Annotated in this window: 14 protein-coding genes; 10 read left to right on the top strand and 4 right to left on the bottom strand. The window is 54.8% G+C overall.

The features are described 5' to 3' along the window. Window positions 1–35 precede the first annotated feature (35 nt). Window positions 36–2,915 carry a cold shock domain-containing protein gene (locus tag JHC09_RS17180; RefSeq protein ID WP_199531770.1) on the bottom strand — a complete coding sequence of 960 codons (2,880 nt, stop codon included), beginning with the start codon at window positions 2,913–2,915 and terminating at the stop codon, window positions 36–38. Between the two features lie 657 nt (window positions 2,916–3,572). Between JHC09_RS17180 and ytfQ the strand changes: the two genes are divergently transcribed. The 5 genes from ytfQ (at window position 3,573) to JHC09_RS09555 (ending at window position 8,883) form a co-directional block, all read left to right on the top strand. Beyond that, complete coding sequence (gene ytfQ, locus JHC09_RS09575) at window positions 3,573–4,547, top strand: galactofuranose ABC transporter, galactofuranose-binding protein YtfQ (protein WP_349236535.1); 975 nt, start codon at window positions 3,573–3,575, stop codon at window positions 4,545–4,547. A 95-nt stretch (window positions 4,548–4,642) separates the two neighbouring features. Next, window positions 4,643–6,160 carry a sugar ABC transporter ATP-binding protein gene (locus tag JHC09_RS09570; protein WP_199531769.1) on the top strand — a complete coding sequence of 506 codons (1,518 nt, stop codon included), beginning with the start codon at window positions 4,643–4,645 and terminating at the stop codon, window positions 6,158–6,160. Beyond that, on the top strand, window positions 6,157–7,161 hold the full coding sequence (locus JHC09_RS09565) for an ABC transporter permease (RefSeq protein WP_199531768.1): 1,005 nt from the start codon (window positions 6,157–6,159) through the stop codon (window positions 7,159–7,161). Before JHC09_RS09570 ends, JHC09_RS09565 begins: the two co-directional genes overlap by 4 nt. Beyond that, window positions 7,158–8,135, top strand: a complete 978-nt coding sequence (gene yjfF, locus JHC09_RS09560) for a galactofuranose ABC transporter, permease protein YjfF (RefSeq protein ID WP_199531767.1) — start codon at window positions 7,158–7,160, stop codon at window positions 8,133–8,135. Before JHC09_RS09565 ends, yjfF begins: the two co-directional genes overlap by 4 nt. Window position 8,136: 1 nt before the next feature. Beyond that, on the top strand, window positions 8,137–8,883 hold the full coding sequence (locus JHC09_RS09555; protein ID WP_199531766.1) for a FadR/GntR family transcriptional regulator: 747 nt from the start codon (window positions 8,137–8,139) through the stop codon (window positions 8,881–8,883). Window positions 8,884–8,957: 74 nt separating this feature from the next. Here the strand turns inward: JHC09_RS09555 and JHC09_RS09550 are convergent, their stop codons facing one another. Both JHC09_RS09550 and JHC09_RS09545 read right to left on the bottom strand, forming a co-directional pair. Next, on the bottom strand, window positions 8,958–10,838 hold the full coding sequence (locus JHC09_RS09550) for a sugar phosphate isomerase/epimerase and 4-hydroxyphenylpyruvate domain-containing protein (RefSeq protein WP_199531765.1): 1,881 nt from the start codon (window positions 10,836–10,838) through the stop codon (window positions 8,958–8,960). Window positions 10,839–11,162: 324 nt separating this feature from the next. Continuing rightward, window positions 11,163–11,840, bottom strand: coding sequence for a TetR/AcrR family transcriptional regulator (locus tag JHC09_RS09545; RefSeq protein WP_169194769.1), 678 nt, complete (start codon window positions 11,838–11,840; stop codon window positions 11,163–11,165). A 156-nt stretch (window positions 11,841–11,996) separates the two neighbouring features. Here JHC09_RS09545 and JHC09_RS09540 point away from each other — a divergent pair, with 156 nt between their 5' ends. Then, the gene (locus JHC09_RS09540) at window positions 11,997–12,911 is read left to right on the top strand and encodes a shikimate dehydrogenase (protein ID WP_248308957.1); all 915 of its coding nucleotides are present in this window, start codon (window positions 11,997–11,999) and stop codon (window positions 12,909–12,911) included. Here JHC09_RS09540 and JHC09_RS09535 read toward each other — a convergent pair. After that, window positions 12,908–13,573: an FCD domain-containing protein gene (locus JHC09_RS09535; RefSeq protein WP_199531764.1), complete on the bottom strand. Its 666-nt coding sequence runs from the start codon at window positions 13,571–13,573 to the stop codon at window positions 12,908–12,910. The two genes, JHC09_RS09540 and JHC09_RS09535, sit on opposite strands and share 4 nt — an antisense overlap. Before the next feature lie 190 nt (window positions 13,574–13,763). Between JHC09_RS09535 and dctP the strand changes: the two genes are divergently transcribed. From dctP to JHC09_RS09515, 4 genes are all read left to right on the top strand, one after another. After that, window positions 13,764–14,744, top strand: a complete 981-nt coding sequence (gene dctP, locus JHC09_RS09530; RefSeq protein WP_199531763.1) for a TRAP transporter substrate-binding protein DctP — start codon at window positions 13,764–13,766, stop codon at window positions 14,742–14,744. An 86-nt stretch (window positions 14,745–14,830) separates the two neighbouring features. Beyond that, the gene (locus JHC09_RS09525) at window positions 14,831–15,349 is read left to right on the top strand and encodes a TRAP transporter small permease subunit (protein ID WP_199531762.1); all 519 of its coding nucleotides are present in this window, start codon (window positions 14,831–14,833) and stop codon (window positions 15,347–15,349) included. After that, complete coding sequence (locus JHC09_RS09520) at window positions 15,346–16,659, top strand: TRAP transporter large permease (protein WP_199531761.1); 1,314 nt, start codon at window positions 15,346–15,348, stop codon at window positions 16,657–16,659. Before JHC09_RS09525 ends, JHC09_RS09520 begins: the two co-directional genes overlap by 4 nt. Beyond that, window positions 16,656–17,102: a type II 3-dehydroquinate dehydratase gene (locus tag JHC09_RS09515; protein ID WP_199531760.1), complete on the top strand. Its 447-nt coding sequence runs from the start codon at window positions 16,656–16,658 to the stop codon at window positions 17,100–17,102. Before JHC09_RS09520 ends, JHC09_RS09515 begins: the two co-directional genes overlap by 4 nt. Window positions 17,103–17,107 lie beyond the last annotated feature (5 nt).

The following is a 17,107-nucleotide window of genomic DNA, read 5'->3' as shown; positions in this document are numbered from 1 at the left end:
AATGTAACGATACGGTACTACACCCGCTATAATGGTCAGCTGAGTTTTCTAACCTGATGCTTACCCTGCGGGTCTGTCTTCACCTCAAAATTCAGCGCCATGCCTTCTACGATATTTACTCGGTCCTCACGGTCAAATATTCCAAAATGGAAAAATGCGTCAGCCCCTAGCTCTGGCACATTGACAAAACCGTAGCCGCGCTCCTCGAAGACCCGAACGACAGTGCCTGCGTACGACTTCGACTTAGGTGTCACGACATCATAGATGGCAGAGATATAATACCCTTTCGAGTTCTTAGACACATCGCAGAGCAAGTCGTCTCCGTCATGCACTTCGAAACCTGCTGCCTCTGCGACGCGTACATGTAAGAAAGCGTCATCTCGAATTTCCTTCACAGAGGCAAATCCGAAGCCTTTGGACGCGTCAAATTTTTCTATTGTGGCTATTACACCCTGAGCAATCTCAGCTTCGTTAGCTTGAGGTACCTCAATAAAGGTACCAGACCATTGCGCATTTATATCTTCAACAAGCCGACGCTGAAGAATAAACTCGCTCCGATCAGGGACAGCGCCAAAGCGAGCATCTTCATCTATCAAATACTTCGCAAACAGCTTTCTTACTGTTTCCAGTCTTTCTTGAAGCGACACCTTCTCGTGAAATGCACCGTGGATTTGAGCGGCTACATCCGAACTCGCAATCCGGGTTGTCAATGCCATCTGTTCGAAATAAGTCGGATTCGCGAGCGCGAGCTCAAGATGGGCGAGGCCACTATAAGTAATGGCCAGTCGCTGATCATGAGAATATCCTCTCATCGACAAATCGAAGGGCTCGATCAAGCTGGCTGTAAGCAAGGCTACAAGTGACTTCTCGACTGCAACTTCCGAGAAGGACATGAGATCGAAATACGCGTAAATTGACTTAGCGTCGATGTGCCGATCCACCTCTTCTGACGCTGCTGCATGAGCCTCACGGAGCAAGACTAGAATGCGGAGATGGATCAATGGCGACTGCCGGACAGCGCTATCGACCTCAAACATCGGAAAAAGCTCGTGATCATCATCCCGCCTGAAATGGGAATAATCGCCCTTGAGTAGGGCGTTCATAAACTTTTCCACTGACGGCGTGACGATTTCACCGATAATGTATGACTTAACTATATCATCGATGCGAAGAACCGACGAAGTAATTATCCGCTTCGATAGCTTCAGCGTTTTTCGCATATTGTAGTTGGAAAGCTCACCTACTCGCTTCGACGCATAGTCTTGATCAACAAAGATATTCTCGACGACATTGGCGAAGGCTGCAAGGTCCGTGATCTTGAGCTTTATTCCTTGACCAACGAAATAAGCTGCCTCCTTCCTTTCCTTCGCCTGACCGCTAATCTTGTCCCGAAGGTAATCAACACGCTTCCGAAAAACTTCGCGTGGCGACGGTGTAGGCAGGAAGAAAGACTTTGAAGAATAGATATTGAATATTTCTGTCTTCGAAAACGTCCAGGCAGACTTATCCGTAACAGGGAATATGAGCAAACAATGCTTCGCCGCACGACTAAGAGACTGAAAGTATTGGAAAACCCTCTCCTTATAAGAGAGGTCAAACTCGTCCGTATTGTCGATTACAAAAATTGGAAGCTTCTTCCGATTTGAAACTAAATCATTGAGAAGCTTAAGAAGATACCCCTCCCGATCATTCTCAACCAACCCCTCTACGATACCTGAAAACTTCCGCTTAAATTCTTTCTTATCGTTTTTATACAGCTCCGCATCCACCCCCTTGAGCCTTCTAAGATATTCAAGATGGTACAAACCTTGGAGGTCACTCCAATCAGGCATCCCATCTGTGAATATACTCTCTTCAATCAATGCGATGACTCTATTAGTCATCGAAGGAATTGCTGTGGTTGGATCGCCGGTTGCGTCCAGTGCATTGATATTTATGACAACACAGCGTGCTCTAATGGATGACGGTAGGGTCTTCTTGAAAAATCGGTGCAGAAAAGTGGTCTTTCCCGCGCCAGAAGGCCCAACGATAAATACCGTCTGCCCGTTACCTGCCTCGATTGTCGTCTCGATTACCGAATGAAGGCCCTCATCAACATTCCTATCGGCGGGCTCTAGATTACCGAGGACGTTGGCAGTGATACGTTCGAGCGAGAAGTCAGCCACCCGACTTTCTCGGGTCTCTACAAAGCAATTGATTAACAAGTCAGGATCATCGTCACCTGTCAGCGTTGAGAAGAAATTCGCAAAAACCCCTTCCAAGTCAAAGGCCAATGCCGATTTTTGTTCCACATGAATTTCGTTTAGAGAAATCGCTGGAACGAGCGACGCAGTTTGGACTAACCGGTTTTCATGTATGTGGTCAAAGATGATCTTGTACGTATTCTTGCGACACTCGGCCTTTGATAGCAGCTCATAGAATGTGCTGAAATCTTGTAAAACGGCATCGAATGTCGGGAAAACGATGGCTTGCTTCTCCTGATATCTACCGCCCGGGATGTACGGTAGAAACACGATCCAAGTGACACCATCGGTAAGCACGGCTAGCTGAATTCCGAGTGGGAACGCGTAGGCTGCAGCCTGCGCGATACCACGGGCAGCTTCCTTCAATGCGGGGCCGGAAATCTTGTATTTCTGCATTGTAGAAGCATGTGTCGTGATGCCGATAACGCCGACTTTCTTGGCCTCAACCACGAAGGCATTATGACCGCCATCAGAAAGAATGTAGTCCGAGAATCCATTCTCATTAAGTTGCTCAGCTGACATATCGCTGAACTCCCAACCCAATGCTTCAGTAAGCACTCGGACGATGATCTTTAGCTTGGCATCTTCCTCGGACCGAATATTATCAAGGCCACTCCGCGCTTCATCAAAGATTAGGCGAGCTACTTCGTAAGAATCGTCGATAATCGCCACAAGCACGCCCCTCTATGCTACGCGTGAATATATCTTTATTCGGAGACCAAATATTTTCAAGACGGTCCTCACCGCGCTTATGGGAGTGAAATGTTCACCACGTGTACTAACGAGAGCCCAGCGTGCATTGCCCTTCAATCTGCTCGCCACACCTACGCTGCAGCTACCTCCTCCCGATTGAGTTCGACTTCATGCGAACCGCCAGATGACCCCTATCTACACCTACTTGGCCAAACTGATCCAAAATGGTGATCCACCTTGCCCCACATTATAGACCGCATCGATTGCTAACTATCTGAAATATATGTACTCTCGAACTCAACGAGAGGGTCCAGGTTCCCCAGCCAATCTCTTCAAAGTTCCATCAACATAACGGTTATGCGGCTTTGCAGGCTTGGTGCACGGCTTCCTTCCGTTGAAGTCTAGCTAGGCTTGTCAAGTCTGAGCATCGCTACCCCTAATGCCAGCGCACCCGTAATTGCCCACTCCCACTGGGTATTCAGGCAGCCTCTCTCCTTTCCGACTTTGACAAAGTTTCGGTCCGTCCGGCCTGACCTGTTACCGTCTCCTTACCCTCTTTACATATAATAGTACTTTATGTAGCGTTTGGTCATCGTCGAAGGTGAACACACCGCGACGGCACATTGGGAGGACATCGTGACCATTTTTTCCAAGCTTGCCCTCGCGGCAAGCCTCGCTACTGCTTTGACTTCTGTCAGCATCGCTCAGGATAATCTGAAGGGCATCGTTGTTGGCTTCAGCCAGATCGGCTCGGAGTCCGGATGGCGTGCTGCCGAAACCTCAGTGACGAAACAATTGGCCGAAGAACTTGGAATTGACCTGAAATTCGCGGATGCGCAGCAGAAGCAAGAAAATCAGATCAAGGCCATTCGCGGCTTTATCGCCCAAGGCGTAGACGCCATTCTTGTCGCCCCCGTGGTGGCGACAGGTTGGGAAGACGTGTTGAGTGAAGCCAAGGAAGCCGAAATTCCGGTGGTACTTCTCGACCGAGGTGTAGACGCGCCAGAAGATCTCTATTTGACCTCCGTCGCCTCTGACCAGGTGAAGGAAGGTCGTGTCGCCGGCGAATGGCTGGTAGCCGACGTCAATGGCGCAGACTGCAAGGTAGTGGAACTGCAGGGCACGGTGGGGTCCACCCCGGCCATTAACCGCAAGCAGGGCTTTGAAGAAGCCATTGCTGGCAAGGCCAATATCACGCTGGCGCGCAGCCAGACAGGCGACTTTACCCGCGCTAAGGGTAAAGAAGTGATGGAAGGCTTCATCAAGGCCGAAAACGGTGGCGCCGATATTTGTGCGGTTTACGCGCATAATGACGACATGGCCGTTGGCGCTATTCAGGCGATCAAGGACGCAGGTCTCAAGCCAGGGACTGACATCAAGGTCGTCTCCATTGATGCTGTTCCTGACATTTTTGCAGCCATGGTGGCAGGCGAAGCCAATGCCACGGTTGAGCTGACCCCAAACATGGCAGGTCCCGCCTTTGAAGCTCTTTCGGCCTATCTCGCCGATGGCACAGAGCCTGAAAAGTTCATCATTACTGAATCCAAGCTCTACACACCAGCCGATGATCCGCAGGGCGAATACGATCGCCGTAAGGGCCTCGGCTACTAGGACGCAAGCCTCACTCCTTCCTGAAGCGTCATCCCGGCACCAGCCGGGATGACAGTTTGTTGGAAAGGAGTAGAGTGATTGCGGGGGGAATAGGTATGACTGAGAATAGCTACGTGCTTGAAGCGCGCGGTGTGTCCAAGATTTTCGGCAATCACACAGCGCTCGACCATGTCGATTTCGGCCTGCGCGCGGGCGAAGTCCATGCGCTGCTTGGCGAAAATGGTGCGGGCAAATCGACCCTCATCAAAATCCTGACCGGAGCCTATCGGCCAACAAGCGGCGGCGTCTATCTCGAGGGGAGCGAGATAACACTCGATAACCCGCTTCACGCGCAGGCCTATGGCATTGGCACTGTCTATCAAGAGGTCAATCTGCTGCCCAACCGCTCGGTAGCGGAGAACCTTTTTCTCGGACACCAGCCGCGCAAATTCGGCTTTGTTGATGTCCGCAAAATGGAAGCAGACGCGCGGGTCCTGCTTGCCAATTATGATTTGCACATCAATCCTGGCAGTGAGCTGGGAAGCCATTCCGTGGCTGTGCAGCAGATCGTGGCGATTGCCCGCGCAGTGCAGCTTTCAGGCAAAGTGCTTATTCTTGATGAACCTACTGCCAGCCTCGACCGCAATGAAGTCGCCCGGCTGTTTGAGGTGATAAAGGGCTTGAAGGCCAAGGGCCTCGCCATTTTGTTCATAACCCATTTTCTTGATCAAGTGTTCGCCATTTCGGACCGCGTCACGGTGTTGCGCAATGGCAAGCTCATCGAAACGCGAGACTTAACCTCTCTCAATCGAACAGATGTGGTGCGGTTGATGTTGGGCAAGGACATTGCATTTTCCGGGGCGACCGACATCGAGCCGATTGGTACGCATGATGAGGTGCTGCTGGAATTTGAAGGCTTTGGCCGCAAACGCAGCGTCGCACCGTTTAACCTTGTCGTGCACAAGGGCGAAGTTATTGGTGTTGCAGGGCTTTTGGGATCAGGCCGGACCGAAATGGCGCGCATCATGTTTGGCGCCGACGCTGCCGATCAGGGCAAAGTGCGCGTCAACGGCGTAGAAACCACAATCCACCGCACCACTGACGCCATAAAAAAAGGCTTCGGCTTCTGCCCCGAGGACCGAAAAGCCGAGGGCATTTTGGGCGACCTGTCGGTGCGCGAGAACATTGTCATCGCGCTGCAGGGAAAGTTGGGCTGGTTCAAGGCGCTGGACCGAGACGAGCAGCTCGAAATCGCCGGAAAATTTGGCGAGGCGATGGATATTCGAGCCGCATCACTCGACATGCCGGTCAAGCTCCTCTCCGGCGGCAACCAGCAAAAAGTTATCCTCTCGCGTTGGTTAGCGACTGACCCTGCCTTTCTCATCCTCGACGAACCGACCCGCGGCATTGATGTGGGTGCGCATGCTGAAATAGTGCGCACCATCAATCGCCTCCGCGACGAAGGCATGGCCATGCTGGTGATCTCATCAGAGTTGGACGAGGTGGTTGCTTACAGCTCGCGCATTGTCGTGATGCGTGAACGTGAGATGGTTGCCGAGCTCACGGGCAAGAACATCAATGCAGGTGTGATCGTGCACGCAATTGCCAACAACAACGCCGGAGTGGAAGCATGAAGCGGCTCCATCTCCATCATTTAGCCAACACGCAGATGCTGGCACTGGCAGCCGTTCTGCTGATCAACTGGATATTGTTTCCGAACTTCTTCCGCATCTCTTGGCAGGATGGGCGCTTCTTTGGAAGCTTGATCGACGTGCTCAATCGCGGCGCGCCCGTCGCAATTTTGGCCATTGGTATGACCGGGGTGATTGCCACGAAAGGGGTAGACCTTTCCGTCGGCGCGATTATGGCGGTGTGTGGCGCCGTCGCGGCGACGATGGTTGTTGCAGGTTATCCGACACCTATGGCCGTTCTCGCAGCGTTGGCTGTTGGGCTCGCGTGCGGCCTGTGGAATGGTTTTCTCGTTGCAGTGCTCGACATCCAGCCCATTGTGGCAACGCTGGTTTTAATGGTCGCGGGACGAGGAATAGCACAGTTGATCACCTCGGGATCGATTGTCACGTTCAATGACCCTGCGTTGATTTTCCTCGGCACCGGCTCATTCCTGGGGCTGCCGATGGCAGCGGTGATCGCCGTTTTGTTGATGGTTGTGGTGACGCTCATTGCACGGCGGACAGCGATCGGGCTTTTCGTGCAAGCGATTGGCGTTAACCGCGCAGCAGCATCGCTGGCTGGTATTCATTCGCGCGTGTTGCTGATGCTGGTCTATAGCCTGAGCGGCTTTTGTGCAGCGATTGCTGGCGTTATCGTAGCGGCAGATATCCGCGGGGCGGATGCTAATAATTCAGGGCTGTGGCTCGAGCTCGATGCCATTCTGGCTGTGGTGATCGGCGGCACATCGCTGCTCGGCGGTAGGTTCTCCATCCCGCTCGCGGTCGTCGGTGCAATCATTATTCAGGCGATGAATACGGGGATTTTGGTGTCGGGCTTCCGTCCCGAGTTCAACCTGATTGTCAAAGCCGGGATGATCATTCTCATTTTGATGGTGCAGTCGCCCCTCCTCGGCTCGGCATTGGGCCTTTTCAAGCGTGACCGCAATCGGGTGACTTTCAAATGAAGCGCAGCTTGCGACCTCTGGCAGCCACTGCCGTAATTTTCATAGTCGCCTATGCTCTTTCGGTCATGCAGTTTCCCGGCATGCTTTCAACGCGCGTCCTTGGCAATTTTCTCACTGACAATGCCTTCCTCGGCATCGCAGCGGTGGGGATGACCTTTGTCATCATTTCCGGAGGCATCGACCTGTCGGTTGGGGCGGTGATTGGGTTTACCGGCGTTTTGGTTGCCGTTCTGATCAGCTGGATGGGGTTCCATCCGCTGGTCGCGTTCATCGTTGCACTCGGGATTGCGGGGCTGTTTGGCGCGGCGATGGGCGCTACGATCCACTATCTCCAAGTGCCAAGTTTTATCGTGACATTGGCGGGGATGTTCTTGGCACGAGGCGGCGCTTCGGTGATCACGCAGGATAGCGTTCCCATCAACCACGAATTCTATTCCCTGATTACCAGCCTCATCATCAGGCTGCCCGGTGGCGGGCGATTGAGTTTTATCGGCCTTTTGATGGTCGCGATATTTCTCATCGGCGCCCTCGTGGCACATAGGACTAGGTTTGGCTCCTATGTATATGCGCTAGGCGGAAACCCTGTGTCTGCCTCCCTGATGGGCGTTCCGGTTGCCCAAACAACAGTGCAAATTTACATGCTCTCCAGCATGTTGGCGGCTTTGGCTGGCCTCATCTTTTCCATCTACACCTCAGCGGGTTATCCGCTGGCGGCGGTCGGCGTAGAGTTGGATGCAATCAGCGCTGTGGTGATCGGCGGTACACTTCTCACCGGAGGGTACGGCTTCGTGCTCGGCACGTTTGTGGGCGTAATGCTGCTCGGTTTGGTCCAAACCTATATAATCTTCGACGGGACGCTTTCGAGCTGGTGGACCAAGATCGTCATCGGCATTTTATTGTTCTTATTCATCGTTTTACAGCGCATCATATTCGCGGCGTCAGCCTCTGGAAAAGATTCGCTCGAGAAAGCTTAGTATGATCGAAACTGGCAGCCTTATTCGCTCTCTCTCGGGGCGACCTGCTGCACGGAATTTCCATAATTTCGTTATCAATGAGATTGGCCTGTCTATTGTCACTGGGGCGTTTCCCGTCGGATCGACGCTCTCAAGTGATCAGGTGATGATGGAGACTTACGGTGTGTCGCGCACAGTGTTGCGCGAAGCGCTCAAGACGCTGGAGGCCAAAGGCCTAGTGGAAGCACGGCCTAAAGTGGGCACTCGTGTCTCGCCGATAAGCCGCTGGAATTTCTTCGACCCGCAAGTGTTGAGTTGGCACTATTACGCAAAGCCGGATGCGCGGTTTTATGAGAGCCTATTCGATGTGCGGCGGTCGCTTGGAACGCGCTCCGCGAGCTTGGCAGCGCAACGGCGCACCGCCGACAACGTTCGTGTGATGAAGTACTGGCTTCATCAAATCGAGCTCAATCAAACCAATCCTGAGGGCCACGGCCTGGCTTGCCTTGAAATTCACCGCGCTATCGCCGAAGCATCCGGAAACAGCTTGTTACGGTCCGTCACCGGCGTCGTGGAACTCACAATTGCCCTCGCCATCAAGGCCAACTCGTCTGCAGACACGAACGGCTATTTTACCCATGGCCTGTTATCTCATCACGCGCTTATTGCTGCCGTCGAGAAAAGCGACCCAGAGGCCGCGCAGGACGCAGCATCTGTCATTATCAATCTCGACAACGAACAGGTCGTGCGCCTACTCACAGCTGCTTAGGGCCTGCCGGACATTTGGCACGCGACCAATTGGCCGACGAGAAGCCTCTGAGCCCCTCGTAGCGCAGAGAGTACCTACATTCCGTCCAACACGTTGATTTCTCGCCTCTGGGCCGCGATGCGGAACGGGGCATTGAACGCGCCGTAACCAGAATAGCCTCCAGTGCGCTGGACGACTTCAAAGAAAAAACCTTCACCGAAACGCGGCGTATAGAGCTGGAAATACTCGCCATTCGCGTCGCGATCATAAAGCAAATTGGCCGCCTGAAGCTTGGACAGCAACTCAGGTGGGAAGATGAACCGCGCGGCGAGATCGTCGTAATAGTTCTGGGAAATCTGCAAAGCCGCCAACCCGTTCTCCCGCAGAATACGGGCGGTTTCGAAGATGTCGCTTGATGCAAACGCTATGTGTTGGAGGCTCGAGCCGAAGGTTTCGCTGATAAAGCGCCCTGCTAGGGTTTTGCGATTTTCTGCGCCGTTGAGGGTTAGCCGCAGTTCACCCTTGGGGCTTTCGATCACCTGACTGCGGATGAGGCCTGCTGGGTCGACCACATCGACCATGGGACTTTTATCAAGCTCGAAAATGGAACGATAGAAGAGGATCCAGGTGAGCATTTCCTCGTAGTTCATCGTCTGAGCGAGGTGATCGACGCGGGTGAGATGGGCGCCTGCGGACTGTGCTGGAAGGGACACGAACTCCTTGTCCCACACATCGGCCAGTTCCGACTGTCGATCGAGGAAATAGATGACGCCCCCTCCTATGCCACGGACAGCGGGTATTTTGAGCTCGTTTGGCGCGACGTGTTGATTAAAGACCTGAGCATCAAGGGCGCGAGCACGGTCCAGCGCCCTGCCCGCATCCTCCACCAGTAGCCCCATGGCATAAGCACTGGTGCCGTGGGTGATGTAAGCCGCGTGCGCGAGGCCCTCTCGCTCCGTATTGATGACGATATTGATATCGCCCTGCGAATAGCGATTGACCGCCTTGGAACGGTGATGACCGGTGTGGCTGAAACCGAGTTTGCCCAAGAGGCCAGCCAGTTGTTCCGCTTCGGCTTCATTGGCCGTGAACTCGACGAAAGACACGCCTTCAACCTTAGCGCGGGCCGGTAATGCAGGTGTAATGATGGGGGCGTCCGGTTCGGCCAATCGGGCTTGGTCGGCAAGAAAGATTAACGAGCGTTTCCCATCTGCGGCGATAGTGCGTGGCGATCCGGCACGGAACTGATCGTTAAAAATCTCCAATGACAGAGGACCGGAGTAGCCCGTGGCAAGAACGGCGCGGGTGAAATCCACCACGGGGAGATCGCCCTCGCCCGGCATATTGCGATAGTGGCGGCTCCAATAGAGAAGGTCCATCGCGAGCGCGGGAGCGTCTGCGAGCTGGACAAAGAAGATCTTGTCACCCGGAATAGAGCGAATGGTGTCTGGGTTGATGCCGCGCGACAGCGTGTGAAAGCTATCGAGAATAAGCCCAACATTGTGATGATCAGCGCGCCGAACGACCTCCCACGCGTCACGGTGATCGAACACATGACGACCCCAAGCTAGCGCTTCAAAACCCACCTTCAGGCCGCGCTTGGCAGCGCGCTCGCCCAGTTCGCGGAAGTCAGCGGCAGCGCGATCAATTCCGCCCAGTGCTGCCGGGGCAACGCTGGAACAGACCAAAACTAGGGGAGCACCCAATTGCTCCATCAGATCGAACTTGCGTTCGGCTCGTTCAAAGGCGGCGCTGCGATGCGGTTCTGGGAGGCCTTCAAAGTCGCGAAATGGTTGGAAGAGCGTAATCTCAAGCCCTAGATCGGCGCACATCTTGCGCACTTCAGCGGGGGATTGGTCGTAAGCGAGGAAGTCGTTCTCGAAGATTTCGACCCCGTCAAAGCCAGCAGCAGCAATAGCCTCCAGCTTCTCGCGCAGATTGCCGCTGATCGAGACAGTAGCGATCGACGTTTTCATAGCCCCTCCACTAACTAACTAACTAGTTCGTACAAAGTGACATGAGGAGGTTGGGAGGTCAACGGGGGCAGTATTTTGGAGGATGTGGGCGCAGTCGCTGGGCAATCGCGGAGGAAGCAGGCCGGTGGAGGCACCCCACGGGGGACTATGGGCGGGTGCTGGAAGGGGCGGACGACGGACGGCCCCTTCCAGCACCGAGATCAGCTAGGTTCGGGGGGCAAGTTGACGATCTGAAAGTGGACCTAAGGCAGCGCCGAGCCGTCCGTTATGAGTCCGCACTCTTTGAGCACGCTCGGGGATGGTCGCGGAAAGGGTGGCTTTGAGCTAAACCAGCGCCTCTGGTTTTGCGACAAAACGCAGAACGGCGTTTACTGCGTGCTCTTTCAAGCGGATCTGGCTATCCGGCGCACCAAAATCGCGGTCGAACAGTTTTGAGAATGTCGCCCGATTGGAGACGTTGAAAAAGCAGAGCGCACTGATCTGCCAGTGGATGTCCAGCGGATCAATGCCGGGGCGGAAATTGCCTTCGGCAACGCCCCGCTCATAGAGATCGCGAATATTGGTGATGGCCGTGACATTGAGTTCGCGCACGCCCGGTGAGGTTTCAAGATATTGGCCGTGATGGATGTTTTCGATCATCACCATGCGAATGAAATCTTCATGCTGATGGTGGTGTTCGAAAGTGAACTCGACCAGTTTTTTGAGGCCATCGATTGGCGAAAGCCCTGCGATGTCGAGCTTTGCTTCACCCTGTCGAACCTGCGCATAGGCATGCTCAAGGGCGCTGCGATAGAGCCCTTCCTTGTCGCCGAAGTAATAGTAGATCATGCGCTTGGAGGCACGGGTCTTGGCGGCAATTTCATCTATGCGGGCGCCCGATAGGCCATTGAGCGCGAACTCTTGCGAGGCAATTTCGATGATATTCTGCTTGGTCCCTTCCGGGTCCTGCTGCCGTGTTGGCGTACGGCGACCGGACGGCTTGGGAGCCTGAACATCACTCATTATAGGCACCTCTCTCGCGCGCGCCAGAATTGACTAAACTAACCAGTTCGTACATTGTGACGCAAATCGTCTGCTATCGTTGTAACGGGGCAGCAGCGCATAAAACAAGTGCGCGGGTGAACCAACGCCCAGCGACGGGGAGCATTGGTCGTGTCTATGCAGTTTGAGCGTGCAAAAGCGGCACTTTCGCGTGTCGACGCCATGCGATCCGACCTCAATCAATCTGGGCCAACACTTCGAATCGGACTGCTGGGACGCGGTATTGGCGCGTCGCTGACCCCGGTCATGCACGAGAAAGAGGGCGAACGTTTAGGGCTCGCCTATCGCTATGATCTGATTGACTTTGACGCGTTGGACCTGCCCGATAGTGCGCTTGCCGCAGTGCTCAGCGCCATGAAGGCAAAGGGCTATCGCGGATGCAATGTGACCTTTCCATTTAAGCAAGCGATTGTCCCGCTGCTTGATAATTTGAGCCCCGAGGCCCGCGCTATTGGCGCAGTGAACACCGTCGTGTTCGAGGCGGGTGCGTCCCACGGTTACAACACTGATTGCTCTGGCTTTGCGCAAAGTTTTACGGCCGCATTTGGCACCCAAGATTTGGGCCGGGTGATCCAACTGGGCGCAGGTGGTGCTGGCTCCGCCGTGGCGCAGGCGCTGATTGGGCTCGGCGTTAGCGCGCTCGATATTGTCGATGTCGATGTTGAGAAAGCCCGTGCCTTGGCGGACCAAATGGCTAAAGCGAATGGCGCACGGGTTCGGGCCATTTTGCCAGATCATCTGCGGTCAGCGATTGTTGGGGCCGGCGGCGCGGTCAATACCACGCCAGTGGGCATGGAGAAGCTGCCGGGAATGCCTCTGGCGCCAGACTTGCTTTGCGCCGAGCAATTCATTGTCGATATTATCTATTTTCCGCGCGAGACAGAGCTGATCAAAACGGCTCGGGCAAAGGGATGCCGGGTGCTCTCCGGCGGCGGCATGGCGATCTATCAGGCCGTTGGAGCCTTCACACTCTTTGCCGGCCAAGCAGCGGACCCGCAGGAAATGGCCAAAACCTTTGCGCGCTTTGCCTAAGCGGCGAGGAGCTTGGTCTGCAACACATGGTTGAGGCCGCTCTCAATATGGGTGCCGAGCATGGCGAGTGCGCCTTGCGTATCGCGCGCCAGGGCAAGCTCGAGCAGCGCCCTGTGATCGGAAACGACGCCTGATCCGCGAAAGCTTGCTGCCAACATGTGATAGCGCAAAAAGCGATCGAATATGGTGGCGTGCATCGTGAGCAAAGACCGCGATCCGCAGGCGGAAATCAGCGCATTGTGGAAGGCGAAGTCATAGCGCACCCACTCCACCGTCTGCTTGTTCTGCCCGCCCAAAAGTTGCTTTTCGATGGCCGCAAGCTTGTGATGGGCCGAGACGATTTCGCCTTCCCAATCAAGGTCACCACGCGCGATGGAGAGCTTTAACGCGTGGCTTTCAAGCAGGAGGCGCAGGTCTGCTGTTTCGCGCAAATCGGCCACTGTGGCCGGTGCCACCGCAAACCCCTTTTGCCCTTCAGCGACCACCAAGTCTTCACTCGCCAAGCGGTTCAGGACTTCGCGGAGGGTACCTAAGCCCGTGTCATAGCGTGCTTTTAGCGGCTCAAGCTTGAGCTTTTGACCGGGGGCAAGGTCGCACGAAATAATATCGGCGCGCAGACGACGATAGATTGCCTCGCCTATCGTCTCTTCCGGATTGATCACCGCATCGCCTCACCGCTTGCATTCAACCGATGATTATAAGAATATCGGATGAAATGAAAGATCGCATATTAATGCGGCGGAAACATTGTTGACATGAACGTACTAGTTCGTACAAAGTGACAAAAGCCGGTGGAGAGGGCCTTCGGCGACGTCGGAACAACCGACAAATGTTTTCTGAGGGAGGAAAATCATGATGCTAACGCTATCGCGCCGCGCGCTGATGGTTGGCGGGCTTATGCTCGCTTCACTGTTGCCCACAATGGCTCAGGACAAGCCTGTACTGCGTTTCTCGGCTGTATTTTCTGAAGCCGATATTCGCGCTGAGATGATGAGCATGCTGTCTGCGCAAGTGGCAGACGACTACACCATCGAAACCTATCTCGGCGGCAACCTCTTTAAGCAGGGCACTGAGCTCGTCGCACTGCAGCGCGGCAACCTCGAAATGGGCAATATCGCTCCGCAAGATATCTCCAATCAGATCCCGGCCTGGTCGGTTCTGACCTCGGCTTATCTCTTCCGTGACGCGAACCATCTGCGCACCTTCTTTGACAGCGACGTTGGCGCTGAGTTCAAGAAGATGGCTGAAGACCAGTTGGGCATTCACATCATCGGCCCAACCTATTTCGGCGCACGTCACGTGGGTCTGATCAGCGAAAAGAAGATCAACACCCCTGCCGACCTCGCTGGCGTAAAGCTGCGTATGCCGGGTGGTGACGCTTGGCAGTTCCTCGGTTCGTCCATCGGTGCCAATCCAACGCCAATGGCTTATGCCGAGGTGTACACCGGACTTCAGACTGGCGCGATTGACGGGCAGGACAACCCGCTGCCGAACGTCGAGAACATGAAGTTCTACGAAGTGATGAAGCAGATCGCCCTCACTTCGCATCTGGTCGGCTTTGACCTTCTCGTCATCTCCAAGTCGTCTTGGGATGCGATGAGCCCAGAGCAGCAGGCCAAGTTTGAAGAAGCCGCCAAGGCAGCCATCGACTTCAGTCAGAATGAGCACGTTGCCCGCGAGGCCGAACTGGCCGAGCGCTTCCGCAGCGCAGGTCTTGATGTCTATGAGCCTGATCTTGCTGCCTTCCGCAGCTTTGCGCAGCAGAAGTACCTTGAGTCCGATCTTGCCAAGGATTGGCCAGAAGGCGTGGTTGAGCGCATCAACGCCCTCTAATTTGCTCCAAATTTGAGGCGGCGCAATCGCGTCGCCTCTTCCGTCTTGCCGCTGGCCGCGTGCTAGCTCCCGAGGAGAGTGGACGGATGTCTCCCAAGATTTCCGCAATTGGCCGCTGGCTGCATGCCCGGGCAGAGAACGTGCTCGCCGCTATGCTGGCAATCATGTTCATCGTTTTCATCCTGCAGATCGTGTTCCGCTATGTGCTGAACCTGCCGATCGGCTGGACACATGAAATCAGCGTCATCATGTGGCTCTGGATGGTGCTGTTCGGCACCGCCTTTGTGGTGCGCGACAACGAAGAAATTCGTTTTGATCTGTTTTATGGCGCGGCTAGGCCCGGGGTGAAGCGTGTGATGGTGTTGATCACCTCGCTCACGTTGGTGGTGCTCTTTACCTTCTCGCTGCCAGCGGTGATCGACTACATCTTGTTTATGAAGGTGGAAAAGACCGCCTATCTCAAGATCCGCTTTGACTATCTCTATTCCATCTACGGGATTTTTGCCGTCGCGATGATCGTACGCCAGCTCTATGTGGCGTGGCAGGCTGCCTTTGGGCGCCTCGCAGATGACGCTGATCCAACCAAGGTGAGCTCGGGCATATGACCACGATTTCTTTGGCCTTTGGCATTGCGCTGGGCCTGATAACGCTCCTCGCCTTCCTCGGCCTGCCGATGGGTGTGTCGATGATCTGCGGCTCACTGGTCTATCTCTTCATGCGCGGCCAGGATCCCGGCATTGTCGCTGAGCAATTCCTCAACGGCATGTACTCCAACTACATCATGTTGGCGGTGCCGCTGTTCATTCTTGCCGCCGAGATTATGAATTCAGGCACGCTGTCTGACCGCTTGCTCAAGTGGTGTGACGCGCTCGTCGGTCGCTTCCGAGGCGGTCTGGCGCAGGTGAACGTGCTGCAATCAATTGTCTTTGCGGGCATGTCAGGCTCGGCCGTGGCCGATGCTGCAGGCTCTGGCAAGATGATGCAGCACATGATGACCAAGGACAATAAATACACGCCGTCCTATGCTGCAGCGCTGACCGCTGTCACTGCGGTTATTGGACCGATCATTCCTCCGTCCATTCCTATGGTTCTCTATGCCTTGGTGGCCGATACCTCCATTGGCTATCTGTTCCTGGGTGGCGTCGTGCCGGGCCTGATCATGGCTGGCTTTATGATGGTGCTCATCGCCATCACCGCGCGGGTAAAGAACTTCCCTGTTGAGCCGCCAGTGCCCTTGCGCCAACTGCCGAAGATGACATGGGAAGCACTTCCGGTGCTGATGATGCCCGTCGTTCTGATGTACGGCATTTATGGTGGCGTAACGACGCCAACCGAGGCTGCAGCAGTGGCCGCGGCCTATGCGCTGCTTGTCTCCGTGGTCTTTTATCGCGCCGTCAAAATGCCGGAGCTTTACCAATCGCTGCTGACGAGCGCCAAAACCACAGCCTCCATCGGCATGCTGATCGCTGGCGCACTGGTATTCAATTATGTTGTCACCATCGAGAATATCCCCCGCACCATCAGCGCCATTTTGCTGTCTTGGGATATGGACCCGATCACCTTCCTGATCGTCGTCAACATCCTCCTGCTGCTGTTGGGCTGTGTTCTTGAAGGCACGACCATTCTTCTGGTGATCGTTCCAGTTCTGATCCCCGCAGCGCAGGCACTGGGCATCGACATGGTTCACTTTGGCGTGGTTGCCGTGGTCAACATCATGCTCGGGCTAATCACCCCGCCCTACGGCCTTTTACTGTTCATCATGACGCGAATAGCCAAAACCCCGATGCGGGCTTTGATCAGCGATGTCATGCCCTTCCTTTGGGTTTTGATTGGCGCGCTGATCCTCTTCACATTCGTGCCGGATACGGTGCTGTGGTTGCCGAAGATGTTCGGATACCAAGGGGTCTCGCTATGAAGCCGCTCTATATTCTGAACGGTCCCAACCTTAATCGCCTCGGGAAGCGCGAGCCGCATATTTATGGCACGACGACGCTCGCCGAAGTCGAGGAGATGTGTCGGCAGGCGGCAGGTCAGCGCCCTGTTGTCTTTCACCAGACCAATAGTGAAGAACAGCTGATCAACTGGGTGCATGAGGCCATCGACGAAGGGGCCGGGATTGTTATCAATCCCGCCGCCTTCACCTTCACCTCACTGGCGCTGCTTGATGCGCTCAAGATGTTTGAAGGCCCGGTGATCGAACTCCATATCTCCAACATTCATAAGCGCGAACAAATCTACCACCGCTCCTATGTTTCCATGCGGGCCGACGCGGTGATCGCCGGGCTTGGAGCACGGGGTTATGCCGTCGCGACGGCCGCCATCCTCGACATTTTGGATGAGCGCGCGAGCGAGGGCTGATGCGA

The organism is Devosia sp. MC532, from assembly GCF_016461625.1.
In the GTDB taxonomy this organism is placed as follows: Bacteria; Pseudomonadota; Alphaproteobacteria; order Rhizobiales; family Devosiaceae; genus Devosia.
This window is presented reverse-complemented; position numbering and strand designations above follow the sequence as displayed.